This window comes from Corynebacterium afermentans subsp. lipophilum, from assembly GCF_030408375.1.
GTDB classification, from domain to species: Bacteria; Actinomycetota; Actinomycetes; order Mycobacteriales; family Mycobacteriaceae; genus Corynebacterium; species Corynebacterium lipophilum.
Window position 1 is genome coordinate 2,030,079 of sequence record NZ_CP046530.1, and the last position, 26,363, is coordinate 2,056,441.

At 64.7% G+C, this 26,363-nt stretch carries 20 protein-coding genes; 4 read left to right on the forward strand and 16 right to left on the reverse strand.

All coding sequences use genetic code 11. The features are described from left to right. From CAFEL_RS09730 to CAFEL_RS09750, 5 genes are all read right to left on the reverse strand, one after another. Entirely contained in the window at positions 1-3,810 is a 3,810-nt protein-coding gene (locus CAFEL_RS09730) for a Rib/alpha-like domain-containing protein (RefSeq protein WP_194560638.1), read from the reverse strand. 606 nt (positions 3,811-4,416) lie between these two features. Beyond that, the gene (locus CAFEL_RS09735) at positions 4,417-5,622 is read right to left on the reverse strand and encodes an acetate kinase (protein WP_194560637.1); all 1,206 of its coding nucleotides are present in this window, start codon (positions 5,620-5,622) and stop codon (positions 4,417-4,419) included. Beyond that, positions 5,623-6,972, reverse strand: coding sequence for a phosphate acetyltransferase (pta, locus tag CAFEL_RS09740; RefSeq protein ID WP_194560636.1), 1,350 nt, complete (start codon positions 6,970-6,972; stop codon positions 5,623-5,625). It abuts the gene before it with no gap. A gap of 78 nt (positions 6,973-7,050) precedes the next feature. Continuing rightward, positions 7,051-8,226 (reverse strand): ATP-grasp domain-containing protein, encoded by a 1,176-nt coding sequence (locus tag CAFEL_RS09745; protein WP_228496445.1) that lies wholly within the window; start codon positions 8,224-8,226, stop codon positions 7,051-7,053. Positions 8,227-8,767: 541 nt separating this feature from the next. Next, positions 8,768-10,057 (reverse strand): adenylosuccinate synthase, encoded by a 1,290-nt coding sequence (locus CAFEL_RS09750; protein WP_194560635.1) that lies wholly within the window; start codon positions 10,055-10,057, stop codon positions 8,768-8,770. 52 nt (positions 10,058-10,109) lie between these two features. Here CAFEL_RS09750 and CAFEL_RS09755 point away from each other — a divergent pair, with 52 nt between their 5' ends. Beyond that, a complete protein-coding gene (locus CAFEL_RS09755; RefSeq protein WP_194560634.1) occupies positions 10,110-10,907 on the forward strand; it encodes a hypothetical protein in 798 nt (265 codons plus the stop codon). Positions 10,908-11,234: 327 nt separating this feature from the next. Then, positions 11,235-12,101, forward strand: a complete 867-nt coding sequence (locus tag CAFEL_RS09760) for a PRC and DUF2382 domain-containing protein (protein WP_194560633.1) — start codon at positions 11,235-11,237, stop codon at positions 12,099-12,101. A 74-nt stretch (positions 12,102-12,175) separates the two neighbouring features. Here CAFEL_RS09760 and CAFEL_RS09765 read toward each other — a convergent pair whose 3' ends face one another. The 9 genes from CAFEL_RS09765 to adhP form a co-directional block, all read right to left on the reverse strand. Then, positions 12,176-13,348 carry an FUSC family protein gene (locus CAFEL_RS09765; protein ID WP_194560632.1) on the reverse strand — a complete coding sequence of 391 codons (1,173 nt, stop codon included), beginning with the start codon at positions 13,346-13,348 and terminating at the stop codon, positions 12,176-12,178. Between the two features lie 92 nt (positions 13,349-13,440). Continuing rightward, the gene (fbaA, locus tag CAFEL_RS09770; protein ID WP_194560631.1) at positions 13,441-14,475 is read right to left on the reverse strand and encodes a class II fructose-bisphosphate aldolase; all 1,035 of its coding nucleotides are present in this window, start codon (positions 14,473-14,475) and stop codon (positions 13,441-13,443) included. A 49-nt stretch (positions 14,476-14,524) separates the two neighbouring features. Further along, a complete protein-coding gene (locus tag CAFEL_RS09775) occupies positions 14,525-15,721 on the reverse strand; it encodes a glycoside hydrolase family 76 protein (RefSeq protein ID WP_194560630.1) in 1,197 nt (398 codons plus the stop codon). 148 nt (positions 15,722-15,869) lie between these two features. Further along, a complete protein-coding gene (locus CAFEL_RS09780; RefSeq protein ID WP_228496444.1) occupies positions 15,870-16,550 on the reverse strand; it encodes a TrmH family RNA methyltransferase in 681 nt (226 codons plus the stop codon). Beyond that, on the reverse strand, positions 16,543-17,070 hold the full coding sequence (gene pyrE, locus CAFEL_RS09785) for an orotate phosphoribosyltransferase (protein WP_063938960.1): 528 nt from the start codon (positions 17,068-17,070) through the stop codon (positions 16,543-16,545). Before pyrE ends, CAFEL_RS09780 begins: the two co-directional genes overlap by 8 nt. Positions 17,071-17,074: 4 nt before the next feature. Continuing rightward, a complete protein-coding gene (locus CAFEL_RS09790) occupies positions 17,075-17,983 on the reverse strand; it encodes a TtfA family protein (RefSeq protein ID WP_194560629.1) in 909 nt (302 codons plus the stop codon). A 29-nt stretch (positions 17,984-18,012) separates the two neighbouring features. Next, on the reverse strand, positions 18,013-18,855 hold the full coding sequence (locus CAFEL_RS09795) for a sulfurtransferase (RefSeq protein WP_070844436.1): 843 nt from the start codon (positions 18,853-18,855) through the stop codon (positions 18,013-18,015). 21 nt (positions 18,856-18,876) lie between these two features. Next, the gene (locus CAFEL_RS09800; protein WP_194560628.1) at positions 18,877-19,299 is read right to left on the reverse strand and encodes a DUF4265 domain-containing protein; all 423 of its coding nucleotides are present in this window, start codon (positions 19,297-19,299) and stop codon (positions 18,877-18,879) included. Between the two features lie 10 nt (positions 19,300-19,309). Continuing rightward, positions 19,310-20,341: an alcohol dehydrogenase AdhP gene (adhP, locus tag CAFEL_RS09805; RefSeq protein WP_194560627.1), complete on the reverse strand. Its 1,032-nt coding sequence runs from the start codon at positions 20,339-20,341 to the stop codon at positions 19,310-19,312. 128 nt (positions 20,342-20,469) lie between these two features. Here adhP and panB point away from each other — a divergent pair, with 128 nt between their 5' ends. Then, positions 20,470-21,288 (forward strand): 3-methyl-2-oxobutanoate hydroxymethyltransferase, encoded by an 819-nt coding sequence (gene panB / locus CAFEL_RS09810; RefSeq protein ID WP_194560626.1) that lies wholly within the window; start codon positions 20,470-20,472, stop codon positions 21,286-21,288. A 157-nt stretch (positions 21,289-21,445) separates the two neighbouring features. Here the strand turns inward: panB and panC are convergent, their stop codons facing one another. Next, a complete protein-coding gene (panC, locus tag CAFEL_RS09815; protein WP_194560625.1) occupies positions 21,446-22,240 on the reverse strand; it encodes a pantoate--beta-alanine ligase in 795 nt (264 codons plus the stop codon). A 165-nt stretch (positions 22,241-22,405) separates the two neighbouring features. Here panC and CAFEL_RS09820 point away from each other — a divergent pair, with 165 nt between their 5' ends. Then, positions 22,406-23,569 carry a hypothetical protein gene (locus CAFEL_RS09820; protein ID WP_194560624.1) on the forward strand — a complete coding sequence of 388 codons (1,164 nt, stop codon included), beginning with the start codon at positions 22,406-22,408 and terminating at the stop codon, positions 23,567-23,569. 15 nt (positions 23,570-23,584) lie between these two features. Here the strand turns inward: CAFEL_RS09820 and clpB are convergent, their stop codons facing one another. Further along, entirely contained in the window at positions 23,585-26,131 is a 2,547-nt protein-coding gene (clpB, locus tag CAFEL_RS09825; RefSeq protein ID WP_194560623.1) for an ATP-dependent chaperone ClpB, read from the reverse strand. Positions 26,132-26,363 lie beyond the last annotated feature (232 nt).

Here is a 26,363-nt window from a genome sequence, read left to right on the forward strand (position 1 = left end):
CTACATCCACCGCTCTAAAAAGTGTTGAAACTTTTCTTGGTTATCGTACAGAACCTTGCCAGCTGCGCCTAGCAACCCAAGCACCGCGAGCGCCCACACCCAGGGCGAGGGCTTCGAGGAGCCATTTTCGCTTTGCGACGACCCTCCGGCCGCCACGCCGTCCACCTCCACAGCCACCTTGAGTTGAGTCGTGGAGCCGTCGGCGAGCAACACGTTCACCGGGATCTCCTTGGCTTGGCCAGCGGCGGAAGCGGGAACGTGGATGTCCAGCACGCCGCGGGTGCGGTCCAGGGAGACCTCCCAGCCGTCGGCGTCGAACTCGCCCAGAGTAAACGGATACTCCGCGGCTGCCCGGGGCACCGGCAGGGTGACTTGCGTGGTGGTGTCGGGGCGGCCGACAGCGGAGACGTCGTTAAGCACGATGCTCTCGGCGAGCGTGCCCTTGCCGGTCTTGGTGTGGACCTCAACCCGGGCGGACGTGATGGTGTGCGAGGAATCCTCGAACGTGACCTGCACCGGGATGTCGCGCGGGCCCGGCACGGTGCCGTCGTAGCTGGCGACGGCCAGCTCGCCTGTGTCCGGGTCGACCTTCGTGCGCAGCCCCGGGATCGGCTTGATCAGGGAGAACGACGCGCCTGCGACATTCGGCCGCAAAATGGCGATCTGGCCGGCGTTGATGGTCACGCGCGGGTACTCCACCCGCGTCAGCGCCGCAGTGCCGCGCACGGTCGTTGCCGGCACCTCGACGACGCGCTGCGAACCGTCCGCGAACGTCACCACCACCGGGATCAGCGCGGCCTGCGGGGCCTCCTCGTCGCCGTTGCGGGCGGCAGTGATCGCGCCCGTCTTCGGGTCCACGGACGCCTGCCAGCCATCTGCGTCGAAGGACGCGGCCAGCGCGAACGTGGCACCAGCCGGGGCCTGGCTCGGCGGCACCGTGACTGGGGTTCCGGCTTCTGTGACCTGCACCGGACGCCAAGACACGACCTGGCTGGCAGCCTCAGACTGTGTGGCCACCGGCACCGTGATTTCCTGCACGGAACCGTCCGGAAGCGTCAGCTTCAACGGGATGTCAAAGTTCGCGCCAACCGGAGCGTCCTCCGACACCTTCACGGTGATCGCGCCCGTTGCCGGATCGATCTCCACCGGCATCGCCGTCAGCCCGGTCTGCTCGAACGTCGCGCCCGGGGGCATCGAGCCCGTGGGGAACATGCGGATGTTGCCGTCCGCGTCGAAGAACGGTTTGCCGTAGCCCGCGGGCTCGGAGGAGTCCGCCAGCGACGGCCCCGTCAGTGCCACGATGCGAGCGAAGACGGTGGGCTCGCCGTCCTTGTCCGAAACCGTGCCGTCGGAGTACAGCACCGTCACCGGGACTTCGATCGGCTCCGGGTTCTCCTCCGAAGCAGCGGCGTAGATCGCGCCGGTGTCCGGGTCGATGCTGACATCCCAGCCCTTGTAGGCTTCGGCCGCACCAAGCTCATTGCCCTTGTCGTCATACACCGGGGCCAGCGCGTACTGGCCGACGTTCTCGCCGTCCTTGTTGACGGGGAACGTGCCGTCGAGAAGCGGCACCACAACAGTCTTGCCCGGCTGCGCGCCGAGCCCCTCCTGGTAGGCGGGCTTGTACGTCTCGTTCTGCGCGCCGGCATCAACGTGGAAAACCGCCGTCGCTTCGCCGGTCGTGCCGTCCGGGTAGGTGAAGTCGACGGGGATCTCGATGGTCTCGCCCGCCGGGGTACGCAGAGGCGCCTTCACGGTGACAACGCCGGTGTCCTGGTCGACGGTTCCTTCAGCGCTCTCGGTGGAGAACTTCGTGCCAGCAGGAAGCGGCTGGCCCTTGTACTTGATGCCGTCGCGGTTGACGTTCGCGATCGGCGTGCGGCTCGAGTTGGTCTTGCCCGCCTGAACGTAGGAGTCCTTGTACTCCATGCCGCTGATGCGGTCCGCGTCGCTCACCGGCTTGGTGACCTTCACCGTAACGGTGTCGCGCTCCCCTGCCTCGGAAACCACGTCAACGGTGTACGTATCCGGCTCGACGTCGCGGCCCGGCGCCGCCACGACCTGACCGTCCGACGCCACGGACAGCCACTCCGGTGCGTCTCCCTCGACGCGTACGTTGACGGTCGTGGACGGCTTGCGGGAAGGCAGGGCGACCTTGGTGCTGCCCGCCTGCACGGTCAGCGCGTCCCAGGCGAAGTCGTCGACCGACGGGGCGGGCTTCGCGGTGGTCGGCTTGGCCGTGGTGGGCTTGGTTGTAGTGGGCTTGGTCGTGGTGGGCTGTGCGGAGGTGGCCTGACCCGAAGTCGGCTTGGTGGTCGACGTGGGTGCCGGCTGAGTCGTCAGCCGGTCCGAGGTCGGGGTCGCCGAAGTCGGCTTCGTGGTCGTCGGCTCCGGCGTGCCCTGACCGGACGTCTGTTTGCCCGTCGTTGCCGGAGTCGACGGCTCCGACGTCTTCTGTCCAGAGGTGGGCTGACCGGACGTCGGCTTCGCGGTAGTAGTCGGCTCCTCCGAAATCGGGGTCGTTGGCTCTGGCTGCGTCGTTACCCAACCAGACGTCTGCTCGGAAGAACCCGGCGTAGACGGCTTCGTCGTCGGTTCCGGGGTGTTCTGGCCTGACGTCGGCTTCGCGGTAGAAGTCGGTTCCTCCGAAGTCGGGGGCGTCGGCTCCGGCTGCGTCGTCGCCCAACCAGACGTCGGGGTTGCTGAAGTCGGCTTGCCGGAGGTTGGGGTCGTTGCACCGGTCGTCGGCTCTGCTGGGGTCGTCGGCTCGGACGTCGTCGTTTCCGGTGTCGTCGAATCACCAGACCCCTCTACTTGGATATCGATGGTGTCGGTGATGACCTTGGCGTCGTTAGTGATGATCTCGACTTTCGCCTTGCCCGAAGTCTTTGGCTTGCCGGTGATCTTGCTCTTTTCGCCGTCGTAGGTCAGACCTTCCGGCAGGCCCGTGACCTCAACGGAAGATGCGTTTTCCGTGGGGATATCGATGTCCACTGACTCGCCGGGCTTGACCGGCGCCGGATCCGCAACAAAGTCCTCTTCGACCGGAGCTGGCAGGTTTGCAGAGTCGTTCACCGTGATAGTGAAGGTCTGCTCAAGCGGGCCATTGGCGCCTTGCATAACCTTGCCGGACCTATCGACGACATTCGTCGTCACCGTGAAAGTACCAGCTTGCGTCGGCGTGCCCTTGATGTAGATGTGTTTGATCCGACCGAAGAGTCGCGGATCATACGTAAGCCCTTCCGGCAACTCGGAGCCGTCTGCAACCACCAGATCAGCGCCGAGCGGGACGTTGTTGGCTTGGATGTTTACAGCGTGGATTGCCTTGCCGGTCCAAAATATTTTGTCGCTCTGCCCTAGGTAGATCGGACCACCCGCAAGACGGACCTTCGCGTCGAACTCCGCCTTGGAGCCGTCGCCATAGGTGGCCTCAACGAAAATCGAGTCGTTTTCCTCCAGGTCAGCTTCTATTTGTGGCTCAACGGTGATTTGACCAGTCTCGGACACTGTGGCGTTCCAGCCAGGATTCGTCTCTTCCGCAATGCTGAACGCAATTGGCTCAGGCGAGCGGATCAGGTCGTTCCTCCAGTTGATTGTGGTCTTTTCTCCGTACCGCACGGTTGTCGCGATCAACGGGTATTTCACACCCGACCTTTGCGCTTCGGTACGGAGCTGCGCCACCGCCTGCGACGCGGCCTGCGGGGCTGCAACCGGCTGGACACCCGTCACCACAAGCGACAGGCCGAGCGCGCACGCGGCTACCGATGTCCCGCGCCGACGCGCAATCGCGCGGTCATGCTTTCCAGTCATGGCAAACCCCTTCTCGGAACTTTTCATCTATCGCCGACGTAATCAACAGCCAACAATACGATTTTTTGCAACTGCAAATCTATAGCGTGCGAACCCATAAAGACAACACATTTATGGTTTCTAGAGCTGCTAGTCAACTCAGTAGAGGCCAGCACAGTCCCCTACCCTGCTACGCCCGAGCCCCAGACAGTTTTTGTGCAATCCATCACAAAAACGGAATCGTCATATGTTTGAGAGGGACCTGGTCGATTCGAGCACTAGCAGATCACGCCGCTACCGAACCCGCTTTTCAATATCACCTGGGACAACACAAACTTGGACGCTTGATCTGCTAGTCGCAGCTTGCACATTGCGTATCGACGCATCCGACAACCACGCCTACAGCTCCCACCAACAACAAGATCGCTGACCGTCTAGCAGCACTGCACGACCTGCTAGACGATCCGCGAACCGGCTCCGCATTTCCCCAGGTGTTGATGGCATTGAGTTTCAGTATGGGGCTGATCGTCTAGCACCCGCCGCACGCTGCTAGACGGTCAGGCAACAGAGCAGCAGAAAGCCCCGGCACCAGGCCTCGCGAACTGGTGCCGGGGCTGAGAAGCCGCACTACCCCACGCGGGCGGCGACGGCGGCGGCCTTCTGCGCGATGGCCAGCTCCTCGTTGGTGGGCACGACAAGGACCTTCACCTTGGAGTCGTCGGTGGAGATGATGCGCGGGCCGTCGTTGGGCAGGGCGTTCTTCTCCGGGTCGATTTCGATGCCGTACATCTTCAGGTTGTCCAGGGCGTCCATGCGCACGTGCTGATCGTTCTCGCCGACGCCGGCGGTGAACGTGATGGCGTCCACGCGGCCGAGCTCGATCATGTAGGAGCCGATGAAGCGGCGCAGCTGGTTCAGGTAGACCATGTAGGCCAGCCAGGCGTTTTCGTCTTCTTCCTCGATCATGGCGCGCAGCTCGCGGAAGTCGTTGACACCGGACAGGCCCTTCACGCCGGACTGGCGGTTGAGCAGGTTGTCAATCTCGTCGATGGACATGCCGCCCTGGCGCACCAGGTGGAAGATGATGCCGGGGTCGATGTCGCCGGAGCGGGTGCCCATGGCCAGGCCGGCCAGCGGGGTCAGGCCCATCGAGGTGTCAATCGGGTGGCCGTTGGCCACTGCCGACGCGGAGGCGCCGTTTCCCAGGTGCAGCACGATCTGGCGGGTGTGGTTCGGGTCGCGGCCGATCAGCTCCGGCACCTGGGAAGAGACGAACTCGTGGGAGGTGCCGTGGAAGCCGTAGCGGCGGATCAGGTTCTGCTCCGCCACCTCGGCGTTGATCGCGTACAGGGCGGCGGCCGGCGGCAGGTCGCGGAAGAAGCCAGTGTCGAACACCGCCACGTGCGGGATGTCCGGCAGCAGGGCGCGGGCGACCTCGATGCCGTCGATGTTGGCCGGGTTGTGCAGCGGCGCCAGCGGGATCAGGTCGCGGATCATGTCAACCACCGGGTCCAGGATCAGCTCCGGCTCGGAGAAGACCATGCCGCCGTGGACGACGCGGTGGCCTGCGGCGACGATGTCGAGTTGGGTCGGGCCGATGCCTTTGGCGTCGAGAAGCTTGAATGTTTCCTGCAGGCCGTCGGCATGGGTGGGCACGGCCTTTTGCACGACGAACTTCTGGCCGTCGTACTTGATGGTGATGCGGCCCTGCGGCTCGCCGATCTGCTCGACCAGGCCGGAGACGAACGGGTCGTCGGAGGCGCCCGAGGTCGGGTCGACGATCTGGAACTTGATGGAGGAAGAGCCAGAGTTAATAACGAGTACGTAGGACATTTACTTCGCTCCCGCCTGGATCGCCGTGATAGCAACGGTGTTAACAATGTCCGGCACGGTCGCGCCGCGGGACAGGTCGTTGACCGGCTTGTTCAGGCCCTGCAGCACCGGTCCGACAGCGAGCGCGCCGCCGGTGCGCTGGGCGATCTTGTAGCCCGCGTTGCCCGCCTCCAGGTCCGGGAAGATGAACACGTTGGCCTGGCCGGCAACCGGGGAATCCGGGGCCTTCTTGGCGCCAACACCCGGGTCGCAGGCGGCGTCGAACTGCAGCGGGCCGTCGATGGCGACGTCCGGGGCGAGCTCCTTGGCCTTCGCGGTTGCCTCCACGGCGCGCTCCACGTCCGGGCCGGAGCCGGAGGTGCCGGTGGAGTAGGACAGGATGGCCACCTTCGGGTCGATGCCGAACTGCGCGGCCGTCTGCGCGGACACGGCGGCGATCTCGCCGATCTGCTCGGCGGTCGGGTTCGGGTTCACGGCGCAATCGCCGAACGCCCAGAGACGGTCCTGCATGACCATGAGGAAAATCGAGGAAACCACGGACGCGCCCGGGGCGGTCTTGATGATCTGGAAGGACGGCTTAATCGTGTGCGCGGTGGTGTGCGCGGCGCCGGAGACCATGCCGTCGGCAAGCCCCTTGTGCACCATCATGGTGCCGAAGTAAGAGACGTCCTTCATGGTCTCGCGCGCCTCTTCGATGGTCACGCCCTTCTTCTTGCGCAGCTCCGCGAACTCGGCGGCGAACTCCTCGGCCAGCTCCGATTCGAGGTGGTTCACCAAATTCGCGCCGGTGAGGTCCAGGCCCAGGTCGGACGCGCGGCGGTTCATGTCGTCCACGTCGCCGAGGATGGTCAGCTCGGCCACGCCCTGCTTGAGCAGCTGGTCCGCAGCCTGCAGGATGCGGTCGTCCTCGCCCTCCGGCAGCACCACGTGCTTGCAGTTGGCCTTGGCCTGCTCGACCAGCTGGCGCTCGAACACCACGGGGCTCATCACCTGCCGGGCGTCCGTGCCGCCAATCTCAACGTCCGAAAGATCGCCATCGCTTGTCGACGCCACGGTCGCCCCCAACTCCCCAATCCTCGCTACAGCGAGCTTGGCAGCCGCCTCGTCGCCTGCGGCGAGCAGCACCGGGGCGCCAATCGCGGCGGCGAGCTGAGCATCGAAGTTGTAGTCGCCGGTACCCGCGTACAGCGCCGGCTCTTCAGTGACCTGTTCGGAGTTGAAGATTTCCGGCACGCTGTCACCCGAAAGTCGCACCAGGGGCAGCTCCAAACGGCTGGCAAGCTGCTGCAGATCCAGTCCGTCGAAGGTGCGGTTAGCAAGGGTTACCAGCATTGATTGGCGTTGAGACATGGCTTCACCTTTCGTCGTGGGCAAACATGCAACAGTTTACCGGTGGGAGCCCCGCCAAGACGAACTGAATGGTGTGATCTAATTCTCGCTGGGTTTGCCGTCAATTTTGTAAATTTCTCTGACGGCCTCCTCCGTGCGTTGGCGGGCCTCGGCTGCGGAATCGGCCGTGGCGAGGACCAGCGTGCCGTCGCCAAGCATTCGCACCGTAACCTCCTCCACCGCCATGGCCGCAGCGAGCGCGGCCTGCGACGGGTGCCCCTCCAAAAAGCGCACCGCACCAGGGCTGATCAGCGTCGAATCAATGGGCAAGCGCTGCGTGGCGTGCGCTTGCAGGTCGAACTGGTTGATGCGCTGGGTGACAAAGGTGACCAGGCCATCGCGGCTCGGGCGCGGGGTGACCTGGGAGAAGTAGACATCGTCGCCCGATACGAACATCTCCACCGAGAAAATACCGCAGCTGGCCAGCGCGCCGACGATGCGCGCGGCGATCGAACGGGCGTTATCCATCGCCGCTTCAGGCAGCGGCGCGGGCTGCCAACTTTCGACGAGGCGGCCTTCCCTGTGGCGGGTGCCAATCGGCTCGCAGAACCACGTGGCCAGCTCGCCCGTACTCGGGTCAATCGAGCGAGCCGCGAGAATGGTGACCTCGAAGTCGAAGTCGATGAAGCGCTCCACCACTGCGCCCTGGCCCAGGCCGCGATCGGCGGCGCGCCACGCGTCGGCGAGGTCGCCGTCGCTATGCACGAAGCTAAACCCCTCGCCGTCCTTACTGGTCGGGGCCTTGACCACACACGGATAGCCAATGCGCTCCACCGCATCCTGCATCTCCTGCGGGGTTGCGGCGAACTCGTAGTCCAGGGTGGGAAGCCCCAGCTCCTCGTTAGCCTGCTTGCGTACCGCCATCCGGTCCGCGGTATGACGGCACGCGTCCACCGACGGCGCCACCACCGCACCGACACGCTCCGAGATCTCCTGAACCGTCTCGATCGTGTCCTCCGCATCGCCCGAGGTGACCATGATCCCCGGGTAGAACACCTCCGCGATGCTCGCCGCCCCGACCCGGGTGTCAAAGCCCATGCGCTTGTAGGCCTGCTCCAGGTCGAGCGCCATCGCGGACTCGCCCAGAATCAGCGCACGGCGCGGCATTTCCGGCGGCTCCTCGCTGGTAGCGGGCGCGGCGGGGACGGTAGGGATAGCGCCCGTGTCGTCGGCGGAGTGCTCGGAGGGGTGCTCTGCAGAGTGCGGAACAGTCATGGGAGCTAATTATCCCACAGTTGCCTGTGCGTGCTGGAACACGCAGCCTCTGCAGTGCGTGACGGGGTTACTTCGCAGCGTCGGCGTCGGTCTCAATCTGGGCCTCAGCCTGCGCGGAGGCAACGGGGGCAAGCGGGGCCTCGGCGGACAGCGGTGTTTTTGGACACGGAGGTTTTCGTTACACACCTCCCCGCGGAAGTTCGGCGCCATGGGCGCGAGGACGGCCGGGAACTTGTGTTACACCGCCACTACACAAACCCTGGGACCCTTAGCCTGGGATCGGCCAATTTTGGCGCATTCCCAGGCTAAGGCTCCCAGGGTTTGGCGGCGGACAGGTCCGGAACCCGTCCTGGGCAGCCAGACCACGATCAGCGTCAACGGCGGCAGACCAAAACCGAGGAACTTAGCTCAGCCCAGCCGGTTTTCGCGGCAGAAATATCGCAACATTTCCATTACGTCACGGGGCGAGGTTTCCGACTGGCCCCTTTCGCGCACCTCGCCAGGCAGATGCCCCCTTTAATCCCCGATCCCGAAGAAACCGCTACCGCTGCATCACATCGTGGCGCACGATGGTCTGGTCACGGCCCGGGCCGACACCGATGTAAGAGATCGGCGCGCCGGAAAGCTCCTCAAGGCGCAGCACGTAGTCCTGGGCCTTCTGCGGCAGGTCTTCAAACTCCCGGCACTCGGTAATGTCCTCATCCCAGGCCGGCATGGTTTCGTAGATCGGTTCGGCGTGGTGGAAGTCCGTTTGCGTCAGCGGCATCTCGTCGAAGCGCTTGCCGTCCACGTCGTACGCCACGCAGATGGGGATCTCCCCGATACCGGTGAGCACGTCCAGCTTGGTCAAGAACAAGTCGGTGAAGCCGTTGACGCGGGAGGCGTAGCGCGCGATCACACTGTCGTACCAGCCGGTGCGGCGCACGCGCCCGGTGTTCACACCCACCTCGCCGCCGGTGACCTGAAGGAACTCGCCCCACTTATCAAACAGCTCCGTCGGGAACGGGCCCGCACCCACGCGAGTGGTGTATGCCTTAATAATGCCCAGCACCCCGGTGATGCGGGTCGGTCCGATGCCGGAGCCCACGCACGCGCCACCTGCGGTGGGGTTGGAGGAGGTGACAAACGGGTAGGTGCCGTGATCCACATCCAGCATGGTGGCCTGGCCGCCCTCCATGAGCACGTGCTCGCCGCGGTCGAGTGCTTGGTTAAGCACACGCTCCGCGTCGATGACCATGGGCGCGAGACGCTCGCCGTAGCGGCCGAAGTAGTCCATCGTCTCCTCCACGGAGATCGCACGGCGGTTGTACATCTTCACCAGCATCTGGTTCTTCACGTCCAGCGCGGACTCGATCTTCTGACGCAGGATGGACTCGTCGAATACGTCCTGCACGCGCAGACCTACACGCGCAACCTTGTCCGCGTAGGTGGGGCCGATGCCGCGGCCGGTGGTGCCGATGGCGCGCTTGCCCAGGAAGCGCTCCTGCACGCGGTCCAGCTGCTGGTGGTATGGGGCCACCAGGTGCGCGTTGGCAGAGACTTTCAGGCGCGAGGCGTTGGCGCCGCGGGCTTCCAGCCCATCGATCTCTTCGAATAGGGCCTCCAGGTTCACCACCACGCCGTTACCGAGGATCGGGGTGGCGTTCTCACTAAGCACGCCGGCGGGAAGCAGCTTCAGCTCGTACTTCTCCCCGCCCACCACAACGGTGTGGCCCGCGTTGTTGCCGCCGTTGGGTTTGACTACGTAATCGACCTTGCCGCCGAGGATGTCGGTTGCCTTGCCTTTGCCCTCGTCGCCCCACTGGGCGCCCACAATGATGATGGCGGACATCGCACACTCCTTATATATGGCGCAATAACGGCCATATTGTAGCGTGAGCGCCATGCGGCTCATCCACTGCGCGTGCGGCGACGCGCCCGTCATCCCCGGCGCCCAGCGCTTCGACCTCCCCCGGCACCCCAGCCAGCAGGAACTGAAGTTTTTGACGCAAATCGCCCGCGAGGTGTTGCCGGAGGATCCCACCCCGTCTTTGGATGAAATTCAGGCCAGCCCGAACGTGTCCCACCTCGGCGAGCCGGCGTTCGCGCCCCAGCGCCCCGCAGAAGCAGTGCGCGTGATTGTTTCCGGCGACGACCGCGCGCTCGGCCTCGTGCTCACCCGACTCATGCGCGTGGACGTGATGTGGGTGGAGGTCGGGTACGTGCCCGTGGATAAGCAGTCGCCAGCAGCGCTCGTGTGGGGCGCAGGCGATGTGGCGCTCGCGGTTGAGGGCGTGGTGCAGCCGATGCCCTGCGTGCGCACGGACTTCGGTGAGGCGGTTGCGGGGTCCGCGGAGCTTTACACCGGCGACGGATCGGCGCCCTACACCGGGGAGATCGTGGTGGATTCGGAGGTGCTCGTCGGCGGCGGCGGCGAGTACGGCGCACGGCTGGTGCCCACGGTGGACGCGCCCGGGCTGGTCGCGGTCCCTTTCACCAGCCCGCTTGTGCCCACGCGCCGCTTCCTCCGGCGACTTCCCGTGCGCCGCACCGACTCCTCACGCGTGCTTGCGGGTCGCGCGCTGCAATCAGGGGGCGAGGAGATCGCGGTGCTTATCGACGGCACACCACGCCCCCGGCCCGTCTCCCGGGTCACCTTCTACCGCCATTTACGCGACATTCAGAGCGTTCGAGAGCCCTAAAATCCCAAACGTGAGTTATCTCACAGTGGGAATTTTGTGGCGTTTGGTTAGCGTTTTGTTACCTCGCCGGTATTTGAAAGTGTTGTAGGTTTTTTCGTTTTCGGCGCCGTCGGCAGGCAAACGTCCACGTCACGGACACATTCAAGGGGCTACCTGAAACCGAAAGGTTTGTCGCTCGAACGTATGTTCAGTGACCCGAATTTGGACGACCGTCCAGACGCAGGGGCGGGGCCTTCCCTACATTCGGATTTGTTCCCGCAAGGACCGCTTCAGCCGGAAACTGCGGAGCAAGACAAATTTACTAGCCGAAATCTTTAAGGAGAAATGATGGCTGACTTCAACCGCATCGAGGACCTGGCAAACGCTACCGCTTACGACGTCGACGGCGACAAGGTTGGCGGCGTCAAGGACGTTTACGTCAACGACACCACCGGCCAGCCGGACTTCGTTTCCGTCAACCACGGCCTCTTCGGCGGCGGCGACTCCATCGTCCCGCTGCGCGGCCACACCCTGCGTGACGGCGAGCTGCACCTCGCATTCCCGAAGGACCGCATCGAGGACGCACCGGATCTGGACGAGAACGGCCACCTCACCACCGAGGACCAGGACGCGTTCTACCGTCACTACGGCCTCGAGAACACCGAGGACGTGACCACCTACGAGACCGGTAACCGCTTCGCAGAGACCGGCGCCGCAGGTGCTGCTGGCGCGGGTGCTGGTTACGCAGCGGGCGAGCGCACCGACGTCGACACCGAGCGTCGCGACGTCGCTGATGCTGACCGCCGCGATGTCGCTGACAACGGCGAGATCGTCCGCTCCGAGGAGCAGCTGAACGTCTCCAAGGACCGCGTCGAGACCGGCGAGGTTCGCCTGCGCAAGTACGTTGTCAACGAGACCGAGACCGTTGAGGTTCCGGTTGAGCGCGAAGAGGTCCGCGTTGTCCGCGAGCCGATCACCGACGCTGACCGTGCCAACTACGACGGCAACATCGGCGAGCAGGAAGCATCCGTCACCCTCTCCGAGGACCGCGTGAACGTTTCCAAGGAGTCCGTCCCGGTGGAGAAGGTCTCCCTGGAGAAGGACACCGTCCGCGACACCGAGCGCGTCTCCGAGGACGTCCGCAAGGAGCGCTTCGAGACCGACGGTGTTGTCGAGGGCGACGTCGAGGGCGACATCGACACCAACAAGCGCTAAACACTCGGCGCTAGTTAGCTCAGGCCCCGGCTGGGATTTCCTCCCAGCCGGGGTTTTGCTGTGCGGGCTGGGCGCTAGTCGAAGTCGAAGGCTTCCGGCTCTACCTTCGGTGTCATCGAGGTTGGCGCAAGCGCCGCGAGCGCCGACTCGTTGGACATGCCGCACACCATCAGCAGATCCACAATCAGGGAGCGGGTCTGCGCCAAGATGGCGTACGCGGAGAGCACGCCGTCTTCCGGGATGACGTCCATGCCAGCCTCCTGGGCGGCCTGACGCAGCTCGTTGACGCACTGTGGGATCACGGTGGCCTGGGTGACGCGAGAGTTGACGTCGTAGACCTCGGAAAGTTCCAGGCACACCTGGGAAAGGGTGTCCAGGAGTTGGATTTGCGCGGGGGTGGCGGAATCGTTGTCGTTGGCAAGCACGGCCGCCCTACGCGCCAACACGCGAGTCGTGCGCACCGCATTATCAACGGGCGGGATCACGCGCGCGAGCGAATTGATGTAGCGGCGCGTGCCCCACAGAAACGGCGAGACTCGCGACGTCTCCTGGCCAGCCTTAATGGCAGCCGCGAGGTCGTCGATACCGGTCTGAGTGCCGCGGATCAAGTCGAGAGCTTCGTCGATGCTCGAGGGGTCGTTGTCGCGCAGCCCGTCCGAGACGTCGTCGAGCACCGACGACATGATGCCCAGCACCTTGGACACCTCCGCGCGGGCCGACTGCATCGGTGCCTGAGGGATCAGCGCGATAGTGGCCAACGCGACCAGGCAGCCGATGATCGCGTCCACGGTGCGGTCAATACCCGTGACTTCAGCGTCCGGCGGCATGATCGTCGCGATCAGGATCGCACCGATCGCGGCCTGGTTGTTCACCAGGATCGAACTGGACAGAAACGATGCAATAAGCAGCGACCCAGCGACGATGACCGCGATCTGCCAGCCGCCGTCGCCGAGCCGGTAAAAGATAAGGTCGCCCACGAGAACGCCGAGGATGCAACCGAGCGCCATATCCAGAGACTTAGAGACGCGATCCCCGCCCGTCATACCGATAATGATGACCACGCTGATCGGGGCGAAAAACGGGCGCGGGTGGCCGGCAACGTCGCGCGCCAAGAAATAGGCCAAGCCCGCCGCCAGACCGATCTGCATAATCGGGAGCAGACGCTTACGCACACGCTTCAGGCGCGCCTGCACCGACTTATCTACCTGTTGAAGACGCTCCCGCGTACCCATCCTCTGCTTCGCCATGGTTAGACAGTCTAGGCGGGAGGGCAACCGGATCCGGGCAAACGAAAAACCTCCGGGGAGGGCCGGAGGTTTCGTCGATAAGCAAGGAGTGCTTACTTCGACACGGACTTCCCCACGGAGTGGAGGTCCTGGCACGCCTCGATGACGCGCTCGGACATGGCCTGCTCGGCCTTCTTCAGGTAGGAGCGAGGGTCGTAGGTCTTCTTGTTGCCCACCTCACCGTCGATCTTGAGCACACCGTCGTAGTTGGAGAACATGTGCGCCGCGACCGGGCGGGTGAACGCGTACTGGGTGTCGGTGTCCACGTTCATCTTGATCACGCCGTAGCGCAGGGCCTCCTCGATCTTCTCCTTCTCGGAGCCGGAACCGCCGTGGAAGACGAAGTCGAAAGGCTGGGCGCCCTCGTCCAAGCCGAGCTTGCGGGCGGCGACCTTCTGGCCCATGTCCAGGACCTCCGGACGCAGCTTCACGTTGCCCGGCTTGTACACGCCGTGGACGTTGCCGAAGGTAGCCGCCAGCAGGTAGCGGCCGTTCTCGCCGGTGCCGAGGGCGTCAACGGTCTTCTCAAAATCAGCCTCGTTGGTGTACAGGTTCGCGCCGGCCTTCGCCTCAACGCCGTCCTCTTCGCCACCGACGACGCCGATCTCCACCTCGAGGATGATGTTCGCGGCCTTCGTCTTCGCCAGCAGCTCCTGGGCGATCTCCAGGTTCTCGTCGATCGGCACCGCGGAGCCGTCCCACATGTGGGACTGGAACAGCGGCAGCTCGCCGCGGTCCACGCGCTCCTGGGAGACGGCGATGAGCGGACGGACGTACTCGTCCAGCACTTCCTTCTGGCAGTGGTCAGTGTGCAGCGCGATGTTGACGTCGTAGTGCTGCGCCACCTCGTGCGCGAACGCCGCCAGCGCTTTTGCGCCCGCAACCTTGTTCTTCACGCCCAGGCCGGAGCCGAACTCAGCGCCGCCGAGGGAGAACTGGATGATGCCGTCAGACTCCGCCTCAGCGAAACCCTTGATTGCCGCGTTGATGGTCTCCGACGAGGTGCAGTTGATCGCCGGGAAAGCGAAGCCGCCCTTCTTGGCGGTGTCCAGCATCTGGTTGTAGACCTCGGGGGTTGCGATAGGCATGGAAATCCTCCTGCTAGGGGGTTGCAGTTACGTCCCCAGTATGCCCGTTTTACGCCTGCGCTGCAGCCACCCTCGCCGCCGCCTCCAGCAGCATCCAGCCGGAAAGTTGGACGGACAGGTCGCGCTCGTCGATACGCACAAGCCCCACCGCCTCGCTTATCGACGAAGGCCCGAGCCCGTAGTTGTGCGGCAACTTCGCATCCTGCGTCCACTCCGCGGCGAACACCGGCAAACCGTCCACCTCAAGGCGGTGCGACCACAGCGAATCCGCCGACTGCATCACCAGTCGCGCCGCGATCTTGCGGGTGGCGATGTTCTCCTTCGAATCCTCCGGCAGCCGCAGCGCCACCTCCGCCAGGTAGCGCGCGAGGATGCCCTTGAACAGGCCGCCGTCGCCCTCCCCGGACTCCTCCGGCGGGCTCAGCAACACACCCTGCGGGGTGGCCAGGTTCAGCGCCACCGACTGCACGATCGCGCGGATGTGGGTGATGTAAAACATCGACGCGTCCGCGCGCTCGGAGTAGACGAAGGAATCGATCTGCTCGTTGTACGCCAGGCCGACGTCCTCACGCAGCGCGAGCGCGATTTCGAGGCTCGCGCCAAGTGCGGTGCCCTGGTTGTAGGTGTAAATCTTATCGACGACCTCCGGTCCGCTCATGCGCATCCGGACGCCATCGTCGAGCAGGCCGTCCTCGCGCACCAGATTGTCGAAGATCCAGTCCACAATCTCGCGCGCCTTATCCAGGCGGCCCGTGCGGGCGAACAGCAACGCCGCAGTGGCATTCGACGGCACGTTGTAGAACGTCTCGCCGCCTCGCCAGGGCAACACGCCGGTGACCGGGTCGATGCCCGCGAGCAGGTCAAACTCCAGATCGTCCAAGTGGCGGTTGCGTTTGATCCCGCCAATGCTGGTCGCGCGGTTCCACGCCAGCGCCAGCCACGCCTTGTCGTCGTAGTGGACGTTAGTGAGCAGCTTGCCCCGGTTGCGGCGCTGCACCCCGCGCAGCGTATCCGCGATCCGGCGGCGGCGGGCCTTCGTCTCACGACGGGTGGCGGCGTCGACCTGGCAATCCAGGTACTGCGCCTGCCACCAGTAGTGCCAGTGCCAAAACAGGCGGTCTTTCGGGCCCGGCGGCCACGCCACCACCGCCAGATTCGTTTGGGGCAAGCCCCAGAGCTTTTGCGCGTGGCGTTCATTTACGGCAGATTCAGCCAGGTCAGCGCGGTGCGCCCACGTTTCCGGCACTAAGGACTCCTCAAATTCAAACGGTTCGTACCTATATTGCCAGAGGCGCCGGTTTTGTTTCACCGGTTCTGGCGGGTTTTAGGGCTTTCGACCGCCCGACTAACCGAAATATGCGCAAATCTGGCCGCCCAGATAGGAAGGCCCACCGCTACCACGCCTGGGAGAGATCCGCGTGCTGGCGGACCCAGGCGTGCATGGCGATGCCGGCGGCCACCCCCGCGTTGATGGACCGGGTGGAGCCGAACTGGGCGATCGAGCAGGTCATCACCGCCGCCTGCTGGGCGGCTTCGGTTACGCCTGGTCCCTCCTGACCAAACAGCAGGACGCACTCGCGGGGAAGCTCGGCGGTCTCCAGCGGCACGGAGCCTGGAGTGTTGTCGATAGCGACTACCGGGATCCCCTCCGCGGCGGCCCATTCCATGAGGTCGGCAACCGTTTCGTGGTGGCGGATGTGCTGGTAGCGGTCCGTGACCATGGCGCCGCGCCGGTTCCACCGCTTGCGCCCGACAATGTGCACCTCGCGGGCCAGAAAGGCGTTGGCGGTGCGCACGACGGTGCCGATGTTCATGTCGTTTTCGAAGTTCTCGATGGCCACGTGGAAGGGGTGGCGGCGCTGGTCAAGGTCCTCGACGACCGCATCCAGCGACCAGTAGCGGTACGCGTCAACGACGTTGCGGCGGTCGCCGTCGCGGAGAAACTCCGGGTCGTAGCGGGGGTCTTCGGGCCACTGACCTTCCCAGGGGCCAACACCGTGGCGGCCCTCGTTCCACTCGGTGGGGCCGCGGAGCTCATCGTTGGACGAGTTGGACACGTTAGGCGAGTTAGGCAAGGCCGAGGTCTTCGAGTCCGAGGAGGAAACGGTACTCCAGGCCGGCGTCGCGGAGCACCTGGTCGGCACCGGTCGCGCGGTCGACGACGGTGGCCACCGCGACCACCTCAGCGCCCTCCTCGCGGCAAGCCTCGACGGCGGTCAGCGGCGAGTTGCCGGTGGTTGTGGTGTCCTCGACCACCAGCACGCGCTTGCCCTTGATGGACGGACCCTCGATGCGGCGCTGCATGCCGTGCTTCTTCGCTTCCTTGCGCACCACGAAGGAGTCGATCGGGCGGCCGGGGGCGTGCATGACGGCGGTGGCCACCGGGTCGGCGCCCAGGGTGAGGCCGCCGACGGCGTCGAAATCCAGGTCGTCCGTGAGCTCGCGCAGCAGCTGGCCAATCAGCGGGCTGGCCTCGTGGTGCAGCGTCGCGCGGCGCAGATCCACGTAGTAGTCCGCCTCCTTGCCCGAAGACAGGGTCACCTTGCCGTGCACCACTGCCAGCTCCTTGACCAGATCAGCGAGTTTTTCTTTCATCGTTTTACTCCTTATCGTCGAAAATTGAGCTCGGGCCCTGCATGCGGCGCACCCGGGTCAGGTCCACCACGCGACGCTCGTCGCCGGCGATGGCTTCCACGTCGTCGCCGCCGATGGTGTGGTCTGCCACCTCGCCGCGCTCGCCACCGGTGGTGCGGGTGGGCAGCTCCACGGGGTCCTCCGGGCGCTGCATCACCGGCTCGTCCGCCGCCTCTGGCGCCGCCGCGGGGGCGTGTCCTGGGATTTCGCGGGTGGGGAATGGGAGGTGCAGCGGGGTGTCGTCGATAGGCGGAAGCGTCCGGGCCGCATCCGCGAGCAGCGCCAGGGGCGCGAGGGTGGCGTCCCAATCTTGCGGGGTGGCGTCGCGGCCCAGCTGGGCAATGGCCCACGCGCCCTCGAACCAGACTGCCTGCACGGCGGCGGGAAGTTGCTCGAGTGCGGTGAGCACTCGCCTATCGACGAACCTCCGGCCCGCCCCCGCCTGCGTCGCAAAACACGTGAACCCATGGTGCGTATCCAGCTCCACCAGATCGACGGAGCCTTCCGCCGCGAAATCCGTGCGGCGGAAATCCACCACGGCGCTGGTTTCGGCGCCGGTGCCCATGGCGATGACGGTGGCTTCGCCCAGGTCCGCCACGTGCGCGTCGTGCCCGTAGGCGGCGCCGGTGGCAACGTTTCGGGCGGGCGCTCCCCCGGCGGCGGCGCCGCGCGACCACTCGCTGGCCAGCATGTCGTCGCTGGACGCAAAGGCGTAGCCGTGCTCGCGGGCCCAGGCGCGGCGGGCGCGTTTGCTGGGCTTGGCGGGTTTGGCGGGTTTTTCGGGGTGTGTGCTGCGCTCACGGGAGTCCGACGCGAACAGCGCCACGGCGGCGAGCAGCGCCACGAGTGCGAGAACGAACAGCAGGATGACCATCGCGGACTATGCTACCGCGCGGCCCGACACTAAATGTCCGTCGCCACCGGGTTGTCGCGGTTCGCGCTCCACTGGGACCAGCCGCCTACGTAGTGCGTCAAAAGCGGCAGGCCGGCGTGCTCCATCGCGGCCAGCAGCAGCGCGGAGTGGTTACCGGAGCCGGAGTAGGTGATCACACCGGCCGGGTCCGTGTTCTGGGTGACGCCCAGCTGGGAGAAGCGGTCGCGGATCGTGTCGGTGTCCTTCACCTTGTGGCTCTCCGGATCGAACAGGTCGTTGACCGGCAAGTTCCGCGCACCCGGGATGTGCCCGGCGCGCAGGTCCAGGATTTCGCGGAGACCCTGGAAACGGCGGGCACCTCTGGCGTCGATAAGCAATCCCTCAAATGCTCTGACGTCTGCCATTGTGGCGGACGGCAGGTTGCCCTCGGTGAGCTCGACGCCGCGTGGGACGACGATGCCTCCCGGGCCCGCGACCGTGGGGAAGCCTTCGCCGTCCCAGGTGGCGAAGCCGCCGTCGAGAATATGCACGTCCTGCACACCCGCCCAGCGCAAAATCCACCATGCGCGGGCGGCGAACAGGCCATTGCCGCCGTCGTAGATGTACACCGGGCGGCCTTCCTCGATGCCCCAGCTCGCGGCTGCTTTCCTGACAACGTCGAGGCCAGGCATCGGGTTACGGCCCACCGCGCGGCCGGGCAAGCCGGCAAGCTGCACCGACGGGTCGCAGTAAAGCGCCGTCGGGATGTGCTCAGATTGGAATTTTGACCACGCTTTGCCGTCTTTCGGCTCCCACAGCGCGGCGATAATGGTCTGTTTTTGGCCAGTCTGGATTCGCTCGTTGAGTTCAGCGGCGGAGACAAACACGCTCATGGCCGCAAGTGTAACGGTGTTTTACGCCATGTACCCGGGAGCGAGCTGGATCGTGCCCTGCTCCTCCAGGCCACTGAGCCACTCGGTGATCCCCTCACGCGGACAGTCCGCGCCGATGCTGGCCGCGAGCATGCCGCCCGGGCCGAGCTCCACCCGGCAACCGAACGCCAGCAGGGTGCCGGCAATCTCATCCAGATCCAGTCCCTCCGGATCCTCCGGCAGCACGCGCACCGTCGACGCGCCGCCGCGCACCACCACCCGATCCACATGGAACGCCCCGCCCACCGTCACGCACTCAACGATGTCGCCCATCGCGAGCGTCGTATCCACGAACGGAACGCTCGCCACCACAAAATGATTCTGCCCAATCTGGTGCGCCTGCAGCTGCTCGCTCTCAACGCCCGGAATGGCAACGCGGGTGAGGATAGTGGTGGATGCCTGCATGCAGGGCAGTCTAGTACTTGATCGACATACGGCCAGCAATCTTGCCGTTGCGCATGTTCTCAAACACCTCGTTGACATCATCCAGCTCACAAGCGGTCACGTGCGGCTTAACCTCGCCGCGCGCGTAGAAGTCCAGCGCTTCCGCCATATCCTGGCGGGTGCCCACCAGGGAGCCGCGGATGGTGATGCCGCGCAGGACAATGTCGAAAATCGGCGCCGGGAACTCCCCCGGCGGCAGGCCGTTGAAGACGATGGCGCCGTTGGAGCGGCACATCGCAATCGCCTGCCCGAACGCGTCCGGGTGCACTGCGGTGACCAGCACGCCGTGAGCGCCACCGTCGGTGTACTCCTGGACTGCCTCGCCTGGGTCCGTGGTCTTTGCGTTCACTGTGAACTCGGCGCCCAGCTGCTTGGCCAGCTCAAGCTTGTCGTCCGCAATATCTACAGCGATGACGCGCATGCCCATGGCCACGCCGTACTGCACCGCAACGTGGCCGAGTCCGCCAACACCGGAGATCACCATGAACTGCCCAGGCTTGGTGTCCGCTTCTTTCAAGCCCTTGTACACAGTCACGCCCGCGCACAGGATCGGAGCAACCTCAACCGGGTCCGCCCCTTCAGGGATGCGCGGCGCGTAGCGGGTGTCCACCAGCATGTATTCACCAAACGAGCCGTTCTGGGTGTATCCGCCGTATTCCGCCTGCTTGCAGTACGTTTCACGCCCCGTGCGACAGAACTCGCACTCACCGCACGCGGACCACAGCCAGGCATTGCCAACCATGTCGCCCACCTTCACCGAATGCTCTCCTGGCCCGAGCTCCACAATTTCGCCCACGCCCTCGTGCCCCGGCACGAATGGCGGCTGCGGTTTGACGGGCCAATCCCCTTCAACCGCGTGGAGGTCGGTGTGGCAGATCCCGGAAGCGTGAAGCTTAGCCAGTGCCTGGAACGGGCCTGGTTTTGGCAGATCGATCTCTTTGACATTGACGCTGGGACCGAACTGTTCGGCCACTGCCGCGCGCATTGCTGTTGGGGTGGACATGGGAACTCCTTTCCGACGAAATGCAGTTACAAGTCATATGGTACACATCACATCGAACCGCGAATGGAGCCGCAGATAACATTTTGGTATTTGGCCGGGCTATAGAAGTGTCGGCCTAGACTGCATGCGTGACTGGATACTTAGCCCCCACCAAGAAAGTGCGCGTCGCGGACTTCGCGCGCAAGAAAGCCGCCGGCAAGAAGTGGGCGATGCTCACCGCCTACGACTACGCCACCGCCCGTGTCTTCGCTGAAGCCGGCATCGAGTGTCTCCTGGTCGGCGACTCCGCGGCCAACGTGGTCTACGGCTACGACACCACAAACCAGGTCTCCGTAGACGAGATGGCATTCCTCGGCGCGGCCGTCGTGCGCGGCGCGGGAAACGCACTGGTGATCATGGATCTGCCGTTCGGGAGCTACGAGGCTAGCGACGAGCAATGCGTCCGCACCGCCACCAACCTGATCAGCCGCACCGGCGCCCACATGGTGAAGCTTGAAGGTGGCGTGCGGATCGCCCCGCGCATCCGGTCGCTGAAAAACGCAGGCCTTGCGGTGTGCGCCCACGTCGGCTTCACCCCGCAGTCCGTGGACAACCTGAGCGGGTTCAAGGTCCAGGGCCGCGACGCCGGGGCCGATCAGCTGCGTGACGACGTCAACGCGGTAGTCGAGGCCGGCGCCGACATGGTGGTCTTCGAAATGGTGCCCGCGGACTTGGCGACGGAGCTCACCGCCTCGTGCCCCGTCCCGACCGTCGGCATTGGCGCAGGTGCAGGCACCGACGCCCAGGTCCTGGTCTGGCACGACATGGCGGACATCCCCACCGGCGACCACCGCGCGAAATTCGTGCGGAAGTTCGGCTCGGTGGGCGCGGATCTGGCCGCCGCGGCCGCGGACTACAAGCGCGCCGTGCACACCGGCGAGTTCCCAGCCGGCGAGCACACGTTCTAGGCGGGTGGGGGTCCCGGGCCGTGCAGCTCCTTTGCACAGACCCTGGGAGCCAAACCCTGGGTTCGTGCAAAAATCGGCCATTCCCAGGCTGAGGATCCCAGGGTTTGCGAATCGAGGCGGGCGGAGTGGCGTGGCGTGGCGCAAGCACACCGCCGCGCTAGAGCTCGATCGGGGCGTTGTCCAACAGCCGGGTCGCGCCGACCTTCGCCGCCACGAGCAGGCGCGCTGGACCCGTGTACCCCTCTGACAGATCTGACATGTCGGGGGCGGTGGCGACGAGGTAGTCGAGGTGGAGGCCTTTGGTGGCGTCGAGAAGCGAGCGCGCTTCCGAGAGGCTGCCGGTTGCCAGCGCGCGCGGGATGGCCAGGGCGGTAGCGCGCTCCTCGGCGGAGAGGTAGCGGTTGCGCGAGGAAAGCGCCAGGCCGTCGGTGTCGCGCACGATCGGGCAGCCGTGGATTCGCACGGGAAGGTGCAGGTCATCCACCATCTGACGGATCAGCGCGAGCTGCTGGTAGTCCTTCTCACCGAAGAACGCGTCCGAGGCACCGGTCAGCGCGAACAGCTTCGCCACCACCGTGAGCACGCCCGCGAAATGCGTGGGCCTAGTTGCGCCCTCCAACACCCCGCCGAGCGAACCGGGCTGGATCGTGGTGCGCGGGCCGTGCGGGTACATCGTTTCCGGCGCCGGCGCGAACACAGCGTCGACGCCGAGGGCCTCAAGCTTTTCGACGTCCTCAGCCAACGTCCGCGGATACTTCTCCAAGTCCTCGCCCGGCGCGAACTGCAGCGGGTTGACGAAGATGCTCACCACCACGGGGTTGCCCAGCGCCTTGGCGGCGCGGACGAGGGCGAGGTGGCCGATATGCAGCGCACCCATGGTGGGAACGAGTGAGATAGGGCCGGCCGGAAGCGCGTTAGCCAGCGTTTCCGGGGTATGCACGAGTTGGGTCATGCACCCATTATCTACCTCTGCATATCCACTCAAACGAATAGAGGACCCTGCAAGCATTCAATCTGCTTCAACAGAGTCCTCACCGCCGAAGACAAGGTCGTTCGACGGTCTGGCTGTTAGAGTATTAGCTCATTGGGGACATTGCAATTGGTTTGGGAGGGACTTTTGCAGCGAAAGATTGAATGGGTGTCGCATGCGCGACTCGCCCCTTACCTGGCTCAAACGTCCGGTGACGAAGACCTCGCCTGGGAACTTTATGAGTTGAACGCTGCCGTATCTGCTGCGTTGTCTGAAGTGATTCACCACGTGGAAGTGCTCTTGAGGAATTCCATGATGCGCGAGCTGGAGCGGATTCATCCGCTCGCGTTTCCTTGGACTCTTCCCAATAACGACTCAATTGGCGCAGTAGCTGAACGGATGACCAACAATAAACGCAAAATCGCTCCCACCGAAGATGACGTGACCTCCCAATTGAATCTTGGATTCTGGACAAGCCTGGTCAGCTCTAAAGACTTCCGGGTAGCGAAACTTTGGGATGAGCATCTTCACCGTGTGTTTCCTGGCCAACCGGATCGCCTTCTAGTTGCACAAGCCCTGGAGGATTTGAAGGAGCTCAGAAACCGCTGTTCGCACCAGGATTCTTTACTGCGCTTCCACCCTGAGGTTGAAATGCGAAAAATCGAGAGGCTCACTGGCTGGATAGACGAGGACGCCGTGAAATGGGTACACCGGCTCTCCAGGGTGACGGAAGTGATGCGGAATCGTCCGCACGTCGAATCGGAGTCAGACACTGCCATCCTTCCTTCGACGCGAAATAGATCGGCTTCACCTGGCAAGCGATTCAAATACCCACTGTTTGACTGCTACCACCAAAAAGCGGCAGTCATCTTGGAACAGTCGAGCCACATCGGCCAAGAAATCAGTCATCTGGGTTTTTACCTACCGCGCTACGACGCCGACCTCAACGGCAACCAATCCACCTTCTGTTCCATGCAATCTCGCCCACACATCCCCCAAATCTTTCCCCAGATCGAAGACATCATCGTCCCTGTGGAGTGGTCAAGAGAGGAAGCGAATCGGCTGACAAACGGGGACCAGCGGGACAAGAAAGTTGCGGCGGCGATGCGCTACGGCCTCGGCAACGGATACGACACGGGCGGCCGCTACGTCATCTACCTCCTCAGCCCGAAAGATGACCTCCGGACGCACAAAACCCCGACCGAGATTCTTCACCTCGGTTCGGGGCAGTGGCCGTCAGGCTGGCCTTTTATCAAATACGCCCGACTTGATCTGGTTAGCCGCGCCAGGCAGACAACCGACTTGATCTAGAACCGTAGGTCTGGACTACCTCGCGGTGACGTCCAGGCCCTCGCCACCGTCGGCGACGTCCACGTGGACGGTGTCGCCGTCGACGATCTCGCCCGCCAGCAGCTTCTTGGCCAGGCGGTCGCCGATGGCCTGCTGAATCAGGCGGCGCAGCGGGCGGGCACCGTAGGCTGGGTCGTAGCCGCGCTCGGCCAGCCAGGACTTCGCGGAATCCGACACGTCCAGCACGAGACGGCGGGCGGCGAGACGCTCGGCCAGACCCTCAAGCTGGATGTCCACGATGCCGACAAGCTGGTCCTGGCTCAGCGGGTCGAAGACCACCACGTCGTCGAGGCGGTTGATGAACTCCGGCTTGAAGTGGTGCTTCACCGCCTCCATGATCTGCTCGCGGTTGCCGCCGGCGCCCAGGTTAGAGGTGAGGATGACCACGGTGTTGCGGAAGTCCACCGTCCTGCCCTGGCCGTCGGTGAGGCGCCCTTCGTCCAGGACCTGCAGGAGCACGTCGAAAACGTCCGGGTGCGCCTTCTCGACCTCGTCGAAAAGCACGAGCGAGTACGGACGACGGCGCACGGCCTCAGTGAGCTGGCCGCCGGCATCGAAGCCGACGTATCCCGGAGGGGCGCCGACCAGGCGGGCGACGGAGTGCTTCTCGCCGTACTCGGACATGTCGATGCGGATCATGGCCGCCTCGTCGTCGAAGAGGAACTCCGAGAGCGACTTGGCCAGCTCCGTCTTACCCACGCCGGTGGGGCCGAGGAAGAGGAAGGAGCCGATCGGGCGGTTCGGGTCAGCCACACCGGCACGGGAGCGGCGCACCGCGTCGGAGACCGCGACGACGGCTTCCTTCTGCCCCACGACGCGCTCGCCGAGCACGGACTCCATATTCAGCAGCTTCTCCGTCTCGCCCTGCATCATCTTACCGGCCGGGATGCCGGTCCAGGAAGACACGACGTCCGCGATGATGTCCGGGGTGACCTCCTCTTCCAGCATGGTCTTGTTGCTGGCCTCGGATTCCGCGTGCGCAACCTCGGCTTCGAGTTCCGGGATGCGACCGTAGCGCAGCTCGGAAACCTTGGCGTAGTCGCCCTCGCGCTCCGCGATCTCGGACTCGTTGCGCAGGCGCTCGAGCTCCTCCTTCGCGGACTGGACCTTGTTCACCTCCGCCTTCTCGTTTTCCCAGCGCGCCTTCATCTCGCCGAGGCGTTCACGCTGGTCCGCGAGCTCCTCGCGCAGGTGCTCCAGGCGCTGCGCGGAGGCGGCGTCGGATTCCTTCTGCAGGGCAATCTCCTCGATCTCCAGGCGGCGCACGATGCGCTCGAGCTCGTCGATCTCCTGCGGGGAGGAATCGATCTGCATGCGCAGGCGCGAGCCGGCCTCGTCGACCAGGTCGATGGCCTTGTCCGGCAGGAAGCGGTTGGTGATGTAGCGGTTGGACAGCTCCGCCGCCGACACCAGCGCGGAGTCCTGGATGCGCACGCCGTGGTGCACCTCGTAGCGTTCCTTCAACCCGCGCAGGATGCCGATGGTGTCCTCCACCGTCGGCTCGCCCACGTACACCTGCTGGAAGCGGCGCTCTAGGGCGGCGTCCTTCTCGATGTACTGGCGGTACTCGTCCAGCGTGGTCGCGCCGACCAGGCGCAGCTCACCGCGGGCGAGCAGCGGCTTGATCATGTTGCCGGCATCCATCGCGGAATCGCCGGAGGCACCGGCGCCGACGATGGTGTGCAGCTCGTCGATGAACGTGATGATCTGCCCGTTGGACTCCTTAATCTCGTCCAGGACGGCCTTCAGGCGTTCCTCGAACTCGCCGCGGAACTTCGCGCCGGCGACCATGGAACCCAGATCCAGCGAGATCAGCGTCTTACCCTTGAGTGACTCCGGCACGTCGCCGGCCACGATGCGGCGGGCCAGGCCCTCCACGATCGCGGTCTTGCCCACGCCCGGCTCACCGATGAGTACCGGGTTGTTCTTCGTGCGGCGGGAAAGCACCTGCACCACGCGGCGGATCTCCGAATCGCGCCCGATCACCGGGTCGATCTTGCCCTCGCGCGCACGCGCGGTCAGGTCGGTGGAGTACTTCGCCAGCGCCTGGAACTGGTCCTCAGGGTTCTCGGAGGTGACGGTCTTGCCGCCGCGCACCGACGGGAAGGCTTCCTTCAGCGCCTCGTAGGTGGCGCCGCGCTTGGTCAAAAGCTCAGCGGCGTCGTCGTTGCCCTTCGCGATGCCAGCGAGCAGGACGTCGGCGGAAACGAACTCGTCACCAAGCTCGCCCGCGAGATCCTGTGCCGTGCTCAGCGCGACCTGCAGGTCCCGGTTGATGCCCGGGTTAGCCATGTTCTGGCCCTGCGCGCTGGGGTAGCCGCTAATCAGCTCGCCGGCTTCGCGGGCGACCGTCTCCGGGTCCACGCCGGTGGCCTTGAGCACCGGGGCGGCGATGCCGTCTTCCTGCTTCAAAAGCGCCTCAAGCACGTGTGCCGGGCGCATCTCCGGGTTGCCGGCGGCGGAGGCGCGCATCTGCGCCTGCTGCAGGGCCTCCTGTGTCTTCTGCGTGTACTTGTTCGCCATGATTCCATGGTCCTTTCTTGCCTAATGTTTGTTTCGCACTAGGTGTAACGCACAAGAAGTTGAGTCTGTTCCTGTCAACGGCAAAAAAGTTGCGCGGGGTTAGCTCAAATGGGGCAGGACTATAAGAGTCCAGTGCGAGTGTCTCAGCAGTCGGGGCGCAAAGACCCGCGCAAACCCCGGGTACCGGTCACCAACAAAAAGAAACCCGCTGGGCGTGATGCCCAGCGGGGAT